This is a genomic window from Chitinophaga sp. RAB17 (genome assembly GCF_052114225.1).
In the GTDB taxonomy this organism is placed as follows: Bacteria; Bacteroidota; Bacteroidia; order Chitinophagales; family Chitinophagaceae; genus Chitinophaga.
On the sequence record NZ_JBFREI010000013.1, the window covers coordinates 213,081 to 227,495 of the forward strand.

Sequence of the window (14,415 nt, forward strand, 5' to 3'; positions counted from 1 at the left end):
TTTGTGGATAGACGTCAGCGAATAATAAATTCGTTTATCACCTACCCACAAATCCGTAATTCGTAATTCTTCCGTAATTCGTAATTTCACCCCATGGATAATTATTCAATCGCAGATAATTTCTCCCTGCTCTCCAAACTAATGGATATACACGGAGAAAATAGTTTCAAAGCCAAATCCTTCGCCTCCGCGGCGTTTACAATAGAAAAACTGCCTTCGCAGCTGAAAGAAACGCCTAAAGACGAGATATTCCGTATCAAAGGCATCGGAGAATCTACCGGCAAAAGCATACTCGAAATGCTGGATACCCAACAATTCTCCCTGCTCAATCACTACCTGGAAATTACCCCCGCCGGTATCCTGGAAATCATGAAAATTAAAGGCCTGGGACCCAAAAAAATAGCTACTATCTGGAAAGAACTGGAAGTAGAATCTATGGGGGAACTCCTCTACGCCTGCAATGAAAACCGCCTGATGCTCCTCAAAGGATTCGGCGCCAAAACCCAGGAAAGTGTACGACAGAATATAGAATTTTACCTCTCTAACCGCAACCGCTTCCTCTATGCAGAAGTAGCGGCTACCGGCCAGCAACTGGAAAAACAACTGCAACAACTCATGGCGCCGGCAGCCGTTTCCCTTACAGGAGCCTTCCGCCGCAACAGCATTATCATAGATGAAATAGAAGTACTGATCGCCGCCCCGGTTGAAATAGTGGCTCAGCAACTGGCCGCCCTCCCCGGCTTTGCACTCACCGCTACCAACCAGGATAACCTGGTATGGAAATACGAGGAGAAGCTTAAAATAGTGACACATAGCTGCGAAGCAACAAACTTCCACGCCAAACTATTCACCACTACCGGCGCCCCTGCTTTCATCGATAAATTCAACGCCGCAGGTGGAGCCGCCTACCTCCACAATGCCGTATCTGAAGAAGCCATCTTCAGTGCCGCCGGAATGGCCTATATCCCGCCGTTCTTACGGGAAGGCATAAACGAATTAACACTCGCCCGCGAGCAACAACTGCCGGATATCATCGTACCAGGCGATATCAAAGGTATCATCCACTCCCATAGCAACTGGAGCGATGGCGAATCTTCCCTCGAAGAAATGGCCGTTGCCGCCAAAGCACAGGGATTCGAATACCTCGTCATCAGCGATCACTCCCGCTCCGCTTTTTATGCCAATGGACTGCATATCGAAAGAGTGCTGGAACAACACGCCTCCATTGATGCACTGAATAAAAAGCTGGCGCCTTTCCGCATTTTTAAGAGCATAGAGTCCGATATTCTCAACGATGGTACACTGGATTACCCCGATGAAATACTTGCCAAATTTGACCTGGTAATTGCATCTGTACACTCTAATCTTAAAATGACAGAGGAAAAGGCAATGGCCCGTTTGCTGAAAGCCATCGAAAATCCATATACCACCATCCTCGGACATATGACCGGCCGACTCCTCTTAAGTCGTAACGGCTATCCCGTGGATCATAAAGCGATCATCGATGCATGCGCCGCCAACCAGGTAGTCATAGAACTCAATGCCCACCCGCGACGCCTCGACATTGACTGGACCTGGCTGCCTTATGCCATAGAAAAAAAGGTGCTCATCTCCATAGATCCTGATGCCCACAGCATCCATGGATTCGGAGATATCAGGTATGGTACACTCGCTGCGCAAAAAGGAGGCATCACAAAAGCAAACAATCTGAGTAGTTACACTGTTGACATGCTGAATAATTATCTGCAACAACGTAAGCAACAAAAAAATATCCTTCCATGATGCTACTGGGATTGGCCGTGGCCCCGGGATTTGCAATATGTCTGTTTATTTATTTAATGGATAAATACGATCCCGAACCCACCGGCTTACTGATAAAAAGCTTTTTGCTGGGCATGGGCTGCGTTATACTGCCATTGCTCGTACAAGGTCTTGCGGTATCATTGGGACTACGGGAAAATAATGGTACACTGCTGGGCACCGCAGCCTTCGCCTATGGCGTAGTAGGTGTTTCAGAAGAGCTGGCCAAGTTCCTGGTGCTCCTGCTATTCGCCTATCCCAAAAAAGCTTTTAATGAACCCATGGATGGGATTGTATACGCCGTCATGATAGGAATGGGCTTTGCCACCCTTGAAAATATCGCGTATGTAGGCCGGTATGGCGTAGGCACCGGGGTAGCCCGGATGTTCCTCTCCGTACCCGCTCACGCTACCTTTGCTATACTCATGGGTTACTATGCAGGCATGGCAAAATTTGTTCCGCATAAAAGCGGTGGCCTCCTCTTCCAGGGCCTGCTGATTGCAGTCTTCTTCCATGGCACGTTCGATTTCTTCCTGTTCCTCGGCAATAATATTTTCCTGATGGGAGCTTCTGTCATCACCCTCATTTTTGCCGTGAGACTATCTATAAAGGCTATACGAAAAGATGCAGCCCTCTCCAAAAAACTGCATGAACAACACTTTTTTGAGGAAGAAAATTGACAAAAGCCAGGGCATGAAGCATAAGGCAAAAAGCTTTCAGCTTTATGCTTTTAGCTACCTTTGTACCGTAAACACCTTACAGCTAACCACTAAAAGCTAACCGCTGATGCGATTCATATATATCTACGATCCACTATGCGGATGGTGCTACGGATTTACCCCCGTAGTACAACAATTGCAGGAACGCGACAACGGAAACATGGAATTCAATATCCTCTCCGGAGGCATGATTACCGGTGATAACCGCCATCCGTTTTCTTCTATGGCCACCTACATCCAAAGGGAACATACCAATGTAGAAGCCTTGACCGGCGTGAAATTTGGCCAGGCCTTCCTGGAAAAATTACTGCCCTCAGAAGAAATCATGGATTCCGAAAAGCCCAGCATTGCCCTCACCGTATTTAAACAATACCAGCCGGAAAATGCCATCACCTTCGCTCATGATATGCAGGTAGCTCTGAACTATAACGGGCAAAGCCTGAATAACGACAGCACCTATCGCGCGCTCATAAAAAAGTTCAGCTTGCCGGAAGATGAATTCATTAGCCGCCTGCACGATGAACATTACCGTTATGAAACAAATCAGGAATTCCAGCTGATACAAAACTGGGGCATCACCGGATACCCCGCTGCTATACTGGATACCGGCAAACAACTATATCTCTGCGCCAGAGGATTTACCACACTGGACAAACTACAGGAAACCATCGAAAATATACTCCGGGAAAATAACAGCTTATAATACCATGTACCAAATCAATAAAGCAACAACAAACGATATCCAGGTGATACAGGACCTGGCAGAAAAAATATGGCGGCCCACTTACAAAGCAATAATTACACAAGCTCAGATCGACTATATGCTGGAGCTGATGTACAGCACCGCAGCGCTTAACAAACAGATCACCGAACTGCAACATCAGTTTCTGATCCTGATGGATAATGAACAACCAATTGGTTTTGCTGCTTATAGTACGACTGATACGCCAGATGTGTATAAGCTCCACAAAATTTATCTGGACTTTAATTACCAGGGGAAAGGTGTAGGAAAATTACTGCTGCAGGAAGTCGAGGATCAGGTAAAAGCACATGGTGCCAATATCCTCGAACTGGACGTAAACAAATACAATAAAGCCAAACTTTTTTATGAGAAACAGGGCTTCCGTGTTAGTAAAGAGAAAGACACTGACATCGGCCATGGATACCTGATGGAAGACTTTGTAATGCGTAAATCATTATAAAAAAAAGCCCGGTAAGGATATACCAGGCTATTCCCAAGTTAACCATTAAAAGACACAACTCTTTAAAAATAACATTGTTTTATAAGGTTATGTACGATAACTGTTAACAAGCGGATTTATCCTTACAAAAAAAAGCAGCATCTTTTATATTCTAATATAAAAGATGCTGCTTTTAAGTTTATTAATATTTATAAAGATTTCAGGAACACATATTGATTCCTGTTCTCTGCCACTTCTCCATCATGCCAAAGGGTTGCTTCAGGAAGACTCCGGGGTCCTGCCATCATGCAAATAGTAAGGAATCCCATTCGTCTTTTCAAACAAACCATCACCTTTTATACGAAAAAACCGATACGGATCGTTCAAAAACGGAAACTTTTCGATCTGTTGTATCAAAAAAAATTCCCGCATAGTAAACTATGCGGGAAGTAGGTGTGCCTGAAGCGCGTATATCGGTTATTGATCCAAGCCGTTATTATTTAGCTGTCAGCACAGTGCCTTCATCGCTATCATCATCGTGGATGATCGCTATGGCCTTGTTCAGTTTCAGCTCAGGGGAAATTTTCAGCACCCCCGCATTTGCTGCTGCGGTCGCATCACGCAGTTTAACGGCTACCAAGGCATCTGCTTCTTTTACGCGATCGTTTACCAATGCTACCTGGATATCGGTTTCACTGAATGCACAATCACCGGTAATCTTCACCATGTCACCGTTCATGATAACATAGTCTTTACCATAGGCGGCAGTGCTCGCAGAATCCACACCAAAGAAGATGTTGATATCGCTACCCGTACAGTTGGTTTGTACAGATTGATCGGAAGCTTTTACCAGGATACATTTAAACATACTCACCGGTGCAGTGGCAGATTCGTTGGCATCTGTCAGCTTAACCAGCGTAATGTATGCTGCCTGATCCTGTATGTACTGAGAAGCAGAAATAGAAGTAACGTCTCCGTTGTAACCAACCACTGCTTCGTTCTCTGCTTTTATTTCACTCAATACCAGTACTACTGTTTCTGCCAGTTCAAAGCGGTTGTCGTCTTTTACTTTTACATTCAGACTGGCAGTAGTTGCACCGCTGTCGATCACGAAAGGAGCTTTAATGCTGCTCACGAAATCTGCACCAGGTAAAGCAGTACCGTTACCAAATTTATAAGTTAAACGAACCGGTTTGGAAGTAGCATTGATCAGCGGCGTATTATCTCTTTTAAATAAACCGGCAGAAAATACCACATCTGTACCAGGTTCTGCGCCGTTGTTACCTCCAATGAATTTCACCATCGCCGGTTGATCCAGGATGGTTACTTCACCTTTGGATTTAGTAAGATACAGTTCTGATGCATCCAGCACTTCTACGTGGAAAGACTCTTTACCTTCCAGCAGGTTATCGCTTTTTACAGGGATCTGTATGGTTTTGGAAATAATAGCACCAGCGGCAAATTCAGAAGGTACAAAGGAAATAGTTCCTTCAGTAACATCGAAGTCAGCTGCACCGGCACCACCTTTATGCGGAATGGTTTTATAATGAACGTTAACGGGCGTACGAACACCGTTGCTCCTTAAAAATCCGGATAAGGTAATCGTCATGGTAGCATTAGATAATCCATTCAGGGGTTCAGAAACAGCAATATCGTTAATAGATACACCATGACTGATCTTAATGATACGGTTGCCATCTTCATCGCCACCGCCCGCTGCAATGATTTCGCCGGAAGGGCTCATCAGCAGGGAAGCCAGACTTGTTTTAGCATCGTATTTACCCAGTTGCTTATCAAACATCATTTCACCATCAGGAGTCAGTTTAATCATACGGTAGCCATCTTTAGCTACTACACAGATCTCATCATCTTCGGTGAGTAACAGGTGCTGGAAAACAGAACCCAGGTTTTTGTTTACTACTGCAGTTCCATCAGGAAGCAGTTTTACAATTTTACCGGTGTTGTTGCTAACGTTACCGCCGGCAGCCACCACCTTTCCATTTTTACCTACTTCCAATGCATATAAAGCAGCATCGGTTTCTTTGTTAAACAACTCTGTTCCATCAGGACGCAGTTTAACAATACGGCCTTTATCTTTTTCTTCTGCGCAGGCAAAGATCTGACCCAGGTCATTTACTTTGATGGCATTGAACTTACCATCCACAGTACTGTATTCCTTGTCAAATACTACCTGACCTTCCGCATTCACTTTTGCGATGCGGCTGGCGTTGCCGGTACCATAAGCGCCACCGCCCATAGCCAGTACAGCGCCGTCTTCCAGCAGTAACATTTTTTCGAAAGTAGCACCTGGTTTACCGAAAGAAAGCTCAAATTGTTTTTCTCCCTTACCATCTACTTTTACCATGTAAGCTTTTCCCTGTCCATCACCCACGTCGCCACCTACAGCAACAATGTTTTCATCTTCATCAATCAGCACATTGGTAAATACATTGTGTGCACCAAAACCTTTGTCAAATTCAACTTTACCATCAGCGCTCATTTTGGTGATGCGCGCCTGGGCAGGCTTGCTGCCATCTACGCCAACGGTAATGTAATTACCATGACGATCGGTAATGATCTTTGTGAAATAACCACCCTGACCATTGCCAATACTTTTGTCAAACACCACTTCGCCAGTAGCAGACAGTTTGGTAATACGGGCATTGCCATAAGCAATGGTACCACCACCCACTGCCACGAGTTCATTTTTAGGTAATAAAAGCAGATCCTGGTAAGCTACCAGTCCACCCTTATTCAGTTTGGCATTATAAATAAGGTTTCCTGTTGCAGATAATTTGGTAATGCAACCATTATCTGTTCCGCCGCCGATAGCAACAATCGAGTTGTTCTCCGCAATCGCCAGCTTCTTATACTGGTTCTTGGGAGCACTGAAACTCTTGTTAAACACAACAGGCATTTCCTGTGCGAAGGCTTGTGTGCCTACCGCCAGTAAAAGCATTAGTGAAGAAATTTTGTTCATTTGTATTAGTTTGATATACGCAAAAAATAACCGATAAACAATTTATTGAATCCTGACCTCACATCTCCTGTTTACGCCTTGCAGCTGTATGAAGACGTCCCTGTCGTTATCCAGACTGTACTGTCTCGCTATCCACACCGGCCTGGTAGAGCCGAAGTAATTAATCTTTATTTTATCTGCATCCACTCCCCTGCTCAACAGGCATTCCTGTATGTACACCGCACGGTTCTTGGAAAGCGACAGATTATATCTTTCTGTACCAATAATATCCGTATGCCCGTTCACCATTATAATCCGGTGAGGATTGGCCTTCCATAACTGGAAAATAGAATCCAGCTTGCGCCATTCCTGGTCCTGCGGCACGTAGGAGTTCAGGTCGTAATAAATAAAGCCCGGTACTTTCCAAAGTGATTCCAGCGCTTTCATGGCACTATCTTTTGCCAATGTGTAACTGCCACCTTTAAATGAAGCAGGCATGCTACCCGACTGTTGCCAGCTTACCACCTCCGGACTGCTATATGCTGCCTGGCCGGTGTGTACGGGTATTGTTGTTGTACTATTGGAAGATGTGGATGCAGTAACGCTGCTACCCGGATTGGTCGTTTGCCAGGGAATATTCTCAGGAGAACTGTCTGTTATATTGTCGGAATACGCTACCTCTTTACGCTCAGGCGTGGCAGCAACGGCAACTGAGGTAACAGGCTTTACAACAGCAGGAACCACTACCTGCTGTTCTGCAGGGCGGTTATCATACTGTTTACTACCTACTAAAGTCAGCTGTTGACGGCTGTCCGTCTGGTTCATAGTATAAGGCACTCTATCGTCGTCTTTTACTGGTTTGCCGGGATAAGGCAGATCCAGTTGTTTCAAAGGATTTTTCTTCAGGTTTAATACATAGATATGATCATTATCATGTGCACCTGAACGATCTGATGTAAAATATAATAACAGTTTGCTTTCATCCAATACAGGATTCAGATCATCAAACTGCGTATTCACAGGATAAGGCAAATGTACAGTACCTTCTTCTGGTTTTTTAGTATTGATCATAAATATATCCAGTCCGCCAAAGCCCCGAAGACCGTTGGATGAAAAGAATAATTTATCGCCAACAACAAAAGGATACAGTTCGTTACCGTTGGTATTGACGGCGGGCCCCATGTTCACAGGTGCTTTCCACCTTTTGGCTTCCTTGTCCCAGTCAGCATAATAAATATCTGTACCGCCCTGACCGCCGGGCATATCGGATGCAAAGTACAAACGTTTACCATTAGGTGCAACTGATGGATGCAGGAAAGAATAAGATTCTGTGTTTTTTCCCAGTTTCACCGGCAGTGGTTTGCTCCACATATCATGGTCCGGTTGATAAATAGCGGATAACAGCTGTGTGCCATTATTATAGTTGATATAGGAGTTCTTATCATTCTTCACATCCGTAAACCGGTTGGAAGTGTAGATCACCTTTTGTCCGTTCTCAAAGAAAGAAGCCGGTCCTACCTGTAAAACACCCCGCAAACTGTTATTAAATGGTTCTACCCCATCTTCTGAAATCTGGTATAATTTGGAGTTGGTATAGAAAGACTGCTGTTCATTCTTCTTGATATCATTGGAAAGGAAAACAACATTGTTCTGATACAATGCCAGGCCATATTGGTACCCTGGCAGATTTAACCGCAAACTGTCCACCTGGATATTTTCCATAGAGTCCCGGTTAAAGAAGCTGTAGTAGTCCACCAATGACGCCTGCAGGTTCGTAAAGCGGGCGTTACTTTTATAGTTATTGGCATATATCGCGCTTATTTCCTGCGCCTTGATTACCCGCCCTGTGCGTTTCAGCAAATCGATGTAGTTAGTTACATCCGTCACCAGTACATCCTTTTCCGGTTTGTATAACAATTCATCGTACAGGCTGATTGTTTTTTCAAACTGCCGGGTTTCAAAATAAGTCCTCGCCAGTTGCAACTTGGCCCTACGTAAGAGGTCTTCACTGGTGCCATTATTGATCACTTCGATACACAGTGAGATGGCCCGCTCATATTCTTGTCTTTTGTAAAGACGTTCGGCACGCTTTACCTTAGCCTTACTCCCCAAGCCACCTATTTGAACATGATCCTTTACAAAACTGCAGGAAACAAACAGGGAAACAATGCTCAGAAAAAGTATGAGGGAACAGAAATTGATTTTTCGCATACTATTCTTCATTTTATTATAATTAGAAATAACGTGGCGCCACCACTTTCCACTTAGACCAGGAAAAACGGTAGTTCACCATCAACTCATGCGATACAGTTTGTGCGCCTTTCAGGTTCGACTGCATAGGTGTATCATAAGAATAGCCTATCTGCAGGTTCTTGGTAGCCTGTACCTGTACCAATCCTGTTACTGTTTTTTCTGAACGCCAGGACGCTCCCAGCCATACCACATTCTTCAACAGCACATTGGCATTCAGATCATACTGGAAGCCCGCTCCTTTCACCTGTCTTAGTAACACGTTCGGCTTCAGTTTCACGTCATCATTAATATTGATAAGATAACCGGTTTGCAGATAGTAGTGCGATTCCACCACCACCTTATTCACACTGTTACCCATATCAAAGCTTTTGAATGTAGGAGAGGAAATCCCGATAAAGAACCGGTCGGTAAACAACATAAATCCAAATCCAACATCTGTTTTCCAATAGCTCTGGTTATGTGCAAACGCCGGATCGGTGGTAGATAACGAGCTGTTATCTTCCCGGAACTGCGACATACCACCCTTGATGCCCATGGCCAGGTAAATTTTCTCGTTGAGCTTTACCCGCTGGGAAACATTAAAATTGACAGCCGTTTGGGAGTTCACCGTGATTTTTTCATTCATCAGCGAAACACCAAAGCTGGTGTTAGTGGCTTTAATAGGTGTATAAAAAGAAGCCGTTGCAGTTTTAGGTGCACCATCTACTCCCACCCACTGGTTACGACCCACCGCCGTAAGACTGGAGGACTCGTCCATTGATGGGTAAGCCGGGTTGATGATCATACCGTTGAACATGTATTGCGAATACAGTGGTTCCTGTTGTGCGGTCGCCTGCAGGCAACAGCACCAGCATAAGATAGCAACCCCTAAAGCTTTCATAAGACGCTCTTTCATAGGTATCAGCTTAAATATTTAGTCAAACTCATCTTACTAATAAATTCGTGTATACGTTAACGTTTAATCACAATGAAGCCGGTGTAACGCTCTTTCTTACCATCTATGGTTACTTCAATGTTATAGAAGTAAGAACCGTCCGGTACATCATTACCTACACTGCCTCCTGCATTCGCACGTCCTTTAAAGTTGTTGGACTTGTTATCGTAGTTCTTCAGTTTAAAGATGGTACCACCCCAACGATTAAATATCACCACTTCGTTGTTTGGATACTTCTCAATGTTTTCGATATACATCACATCGTTACCCAAACCATCATTATTTGGTGAAATAGCAGGATGTACGCGGATCTTACCACTATTATTGTTGATCGTACGACCATCTGTGGTGAACTTCTCTACGGAATCAGGTACACCGTCACCATCAGAATCAAGATCCAGGAAGTTCGGAATACCATCCCCATCTGTATCATCATCAAACGGATCACCGTTGCCATTGATATCTTCCTGTCCATCAGTTAAGCCATCACCATCTGTATCACAGGTTTTGCACATCGCATCGTCATTCAGGATCACACCCGTTGCTTTAAACGGACTACCTAATACCGGTGTATTCTGGCCGGATGGTACTGATACAGAAGACATCTTCAGGATAAATGTTTCGTTTTGCTCAAACGTAGTATCACCCTTAATATTCACAGCTACCTGTCCGATGGTTTGTAAAGGAGCAATCACCGTTTGTTTGATCGTATTGTCGAAATCAACACCCGGCGTAGCTTTGAAGTCCATGTAAGGATAAGATACCCCTTCAGTGGATTCCTCAAAATCATAGTTAACAGTAATCGCACGGGAGCTTTGTCTGCTCAGCTGTACATTAAACCTTAACGGTGTATTTTCTCCCTTATTACCTTCTTTCACACTGAATTTATCAGCGGCAAAAGTCAGTGTCAGCGGATCATTATCGGTAATGCTTACCCTTGCGGTATCCTTTTCACCCGCTTTGTATACCAGCGTGCTGCTACCTCCAACGAATGGCAGAATAGCTGTTTTCAGATAACCATCATCATCGTTGATATCATTATCAGCAGCAGTGATAGTGAAAGTATGTTGCTTCGTCAGCGCCGGCATGGTGATCGTAACAATGTTACCATTCACGGTACCTTCACCAGCGGTAAACGTACGTGCCGCATCCTGGGCAATCTTTATTCTCACCGGTACATCATGTGCAGCAGAAGCTGGCGAAGTAAGTGTAAACTGTACGGCAGTTCCTTCTGCCACACTGGTAGCATTGGTAGATAATTCCACCACCAGGGTATCATTGTCATGTATGATCACATCCGCAGCCGCATTGGCAGACAATGGCCAGGTTACACCAGGAAGCGTACTGCTAACAATTTTCAGCTGCACGGATACATTCTCATCTCCTTCTACAATACTATTATCAATAGGCGTTACCGGGATATCCGCACCATGCTGACCAGCAGGAATTAATACCGTGCCACTCAGTTTCTTATAACGGGTATCCGCTACAGCATTACCTGCTACGGTATAGGTAACCGTCACATCTTTTGTGGCAGACAACTGGGTATCAGTAAACTGAACCCGGAAGGCTCCTGCAATAGCTGGCTCGGAAGCGTCAGCAGTTTTTGATATCGTCATTTCACGACCCGGAGAATCACTTTCATCATCATGAATATTCAGGCTCACCGTATCACGATCATCTACATCCAGGGCAATGTTTTTATTAAACCGTTTCATTTGTGCCAGCATCAGGGCTACTTTCACCTGCTCATCTCCTTCAATCACCTTGTTGTCTATCACATTCACGGGAACGGATACACTATTTTGGCCAACCGGTATAACTGCGGAGGTTTGTATCGGTGAAATATTAGTTGTACCTGCAATGCTGCTTACATAGAAAACTACTTTCACATCTGTGGCAGCGGTGAAGTTAGCTGGCAACTTCACAGTATAAGCACCATTGGTAGCCGGTTCTGCAGCATCTTTATCTTTTTGCAGGATCACCCGCATATCGCCTGTTTCAGGAATCAGCACCATGCCTGGCTGTGATATAACATATCCGGTAGTTCCCAGCTGTGCTGTAAACTGCAGTTGCTCGTCACCTTCCAGTATCTTATCATCCTTCACCAACAGGTGATATACCTGGTTGTGTTCACCTGCAGCGAGTGTTACCTGTGCAGGTACACCACTGTAGTCAGCAGCATCTGCGGTAGATGTTGCATGCCTGGAGATATTAATCACCACATCTTCTGAAGAAGTTATCTGGCTGTTCACAAATCCAACTGTCACATCACTCGCATTACCTTCCTGTATAACGGAGGAGTCTACACGCACTTCCAGTTTCAGGTTGTCCGGATTCAGCCTGGTAGCATCATCAATAGTAACCGATAGTTTATCTCCTTTCATTCCAGGGTAATTCTGTGGTGCTGCCGTAATCCATAACAGCTCTGGTTTCTCCAGTATGAAATCTGTTTTTGCCTGGAAGGTGAAGTCTACACCAGGTGCGTTCGCAGGGATGGTAACTGTAAGCGGCAGATTATTGATATCCCCTGCACCCGCTACTGAAGCAGCATCTATACTTAATGCTACGGTGATAGGTTTGCCGGAAGTAACTCCCGGTGCCAACGCTACGTTCATGGTATAGTTGTTACCTTCCAGTACATGTGTACCAGTAGTTACCGCAGTGAGATGTATAAATCCGGTGGCCGGATCATCATGTGTTCTGTCTTTAATAGTGATCGTGGTATCTTTTATTACAGCTGCACTGAAAACAGGATCGGTAATACTTCCCTTAAACACCACTGTTTCATCATCTTCCAGGATCATATCTTTCGCTGCCTTCAGCACAAACGGATGTGTACCGGCATTCTGTCCTTTTTTGATAAGGATATCATATGGAGAAGGCAATGCGTTATGATCTGAATTGACAGCGGTACTCAGCGTGTTATCCTTATTAATATGTACCACGATATCCTTACCTGCCTGCAGGTTGTTAGGCAATTGTACGCTTAACACAGCTCCCTGCGCGCCATTCTCGTCAATAGCTGCCATACTGGTATGAATCAATATATCAGATGGTAAAGGATACTGCGCCGCATCATCCTGAATGGTCAGCGTAGGTATAGCAATAGTATAGGTACTGATGCCATCTGCGGCCGTAGCGGAAAGTGTAATGGTTTCCGGTCCTTCTGTGAAATTATCTTTCTTAATACTCAAGCTGGTCGCCACGCTGCTGCTATCCAATGTTACGGTAGTAGCCAGTGCATAGTCCAGTCCTGCTTCTGCAGTACCTCCTGTTTGTGGTAACTGTATGTGGATAGGGATAGCAGTAGTCACTCCCGCAGGCAGACTAATGGTCACCGCACCATTATCACCTTCTACCAGTGGTGACTTAAAGATATTCACATTCAGCTGCAGGTTAGCCGGGTTGGTACGGGTAAGATCCTTGATGCTCAGGCTCAGGTTATTTACCGTATAGCCATTGGCGGTAGCATTTACTACCAATGCTTCACTATTCTCCAGCACCTTATCCGCAACAGTTTGCAGCAATTCAAAATCAGCTGTGGTAGTACCGTGTGGCAATACAAACGTGTTAGCCGACATCGTATAGTCGTCAACGTTTTTAGCGGTAGTCAGCGCAGGATCTACTGCCAGATGAATCGTCAGATCCTTGGTAGAAGCATATGGCACAGATACATGCACCATTACTTTATTGCCTTCCGGTATTAACGTAGCATCCGGCGTAAGTGTAATCTTTCTGGCGCCTGGTTGTGTTTGGGTAAGGTCCTTAATATAAATGGCAGTGTTGGTAGCAGGCATATTCACATCACCTTTGTTACCTTCTACGATAATGGACCCTTCATCATCCAGTATTAAATTGGTACTGGTAGTGATAGGTGCGGTAGATCCGGCGGCAGTGTTATTAGCAATCGTAACAGTAGCAGGAATACTACTATGACGACTATCCGCAACAGTAGATAAAATCGTACTCTTATTAAGATTTACTACCCAATTCTTACCTGCTTTCCAGCCATTTGGTAAAGTAGCAGTGATCACTGCACTTTGTCCTTCGTTGACGCTATCCGGTACGCTGCTTAGCTTGATGGAATCACCGGCAGGGAATGGATACTGTGCATCTTTGATTGTCAGGTCAAGCGTTGCCGGTGCAAAGGTGTACACCGTGCTATAAATATCACTGACTGTTGGATTCAGATGAATATCTTCCACATCTTCTACAAAAATATCAGCTGCTACTTTCAGTTCAGCAGCACCGGAAGTACCGGTAAAGCTGGTATCTGTTGGCAGACTGTAATCAGTGCCACGGGTTGCGGCGCCTGTAGATGGCAGCGATATCTTAATAGGTATTTCTGTACTCACACCTGCTGGTAAGCTAAACCCAATCTGTTGGGTATTGCCTTCCGGCATACCGGCAGCAGGCGGCGTGAATGTGATCTTTGTTTTAGCCGCATCTCTACGGGTAGCATCATAAATCTTCAGTTGTGCATCTGTTACCGTGTAACCGCTGGCGGCACCGGAGATATTCAGTTGCTCATCTTTTTCTATGATCTGGTCTGCGATCGCTTTGATC

The 14,415-nt window shown here is 44.8% G+C and carries 8 protein-coding genes; 4 read left to right on the forward strand and 4 right to left on the reverse strand.

Annotated elements, in window-relative coordinates; translation table 11 throughout:
* Nucleotides 1-93: 93 nt before the first annotated feature.
* From AB4Z08_RS30730 to AB4Z08_RS30745, 4 genes are all read left to right on the forward strand, one after another.
* On the forward strand, nt 94-1,782 hold the full coding sequence (locus AB4Z08_RS30730) for a helix-hairpin-helix domain-containing protein (RefSeq protein WP_441577619.1): 1,689 nt from the start codon (nt 94-96) through the stop codon (nt 1,780-1,782).
* Nucleotides 1,779-2,480: a PrsW family intramembrane metalloprotease gene (locus AB4Z08_RS30735; protein WP_441577620.1), complete on the forward strand. Its 702-nt coding sequence runs from the start codon at nt 1,779-1,781 to the stop codon at nt 2,478-2,480. The genes AB4Z08_RS30730 and AB4Z08_RS30735 overlap by 4 nt, the downstream gene beginning before the upstream one ends.
* A gap of 106 nt (nt 2,481-2,586) precedes the next feature.
* Nucleotides 2,587-3,222 (forward strand): DsbA family protein, encoded by a 636-nt coding sequence (locus AB4Z08_RS30740; RefSeq protein WP_441577621.1) that lies wholly within the window; start codon nt 2,587-2,589, stop codon nt 3,220-3,222.
* Between the two features lie 4 nt (nt 3,223-3,226).
* Entirely contained in the window at nt 3,227-3,721 is a 495-nt protein-coding gene (locus AB4Z08_RS30745; RefSeq protein ID WP_441577622.1) for a GNAT family N-acetyltransferase, read from the forward strand.
* A 475-nt stretch (nt 3,722-4,196) separates the two neighbouring features.
* Here AB4Z08_RS30745 and AB4Z08_RS30750 read toward each other — a convergent pair whose 3' ends face one another.
* The 4 genes from AB4Z08_RS30750 to AB4Z08_RS30765 all read right to left on the reverse strand — a co-directional run.
* Nucleotides 4,197-6,680 (reverse strand): Calx-beta domain-containing protein, encoded by a 2,484-nt coding sequence (locus AB4Z08_RS30750; RefSeq protein ID WP_441577623.1) that lies wholly within the window; start codon nt 6,678-6,680, stop codon nt 4,197-4,199.
* A 42-nt stretch (nt 6,681-6,722) separates the two neighbouring features.
* Nucleotides 6,723-8,870, reverse strand: coding sequence for an OmpA family protein (locus AB4Z08_RS30755; protein WP_441577624.1), 2,148 nt, complete (start codon nt 8,868-8,870; stop codon nt 6,723-6,725).
* A gap of 22 nt (nt 8,871-8,892) precedes the next feature.
* Nucleotides 8,893-9,807: a PorP/SprF family type IX secretion system membrane protein gene (locus AB4Z08_RS30760; RefSeq protein ID WP_441577625.1), complete on the reverse strand. Its 915-nt coding sequence runs from the start codon at nt 9,805-9,807 to the stop codon at nt 8,893-8,895.
* A gap of 56 nt (nt 9,808-9,863) precedes the next feature.
* Nucleotides 9,864-14,415: gliding motility-associated C-terminal domain-containing protein (locus tag AB4Z08_RS30765; RefSeq protein WP_441577626.1), on the reverse strand; the 4,552-nt coding region annotated here is incomplete at its 5' end.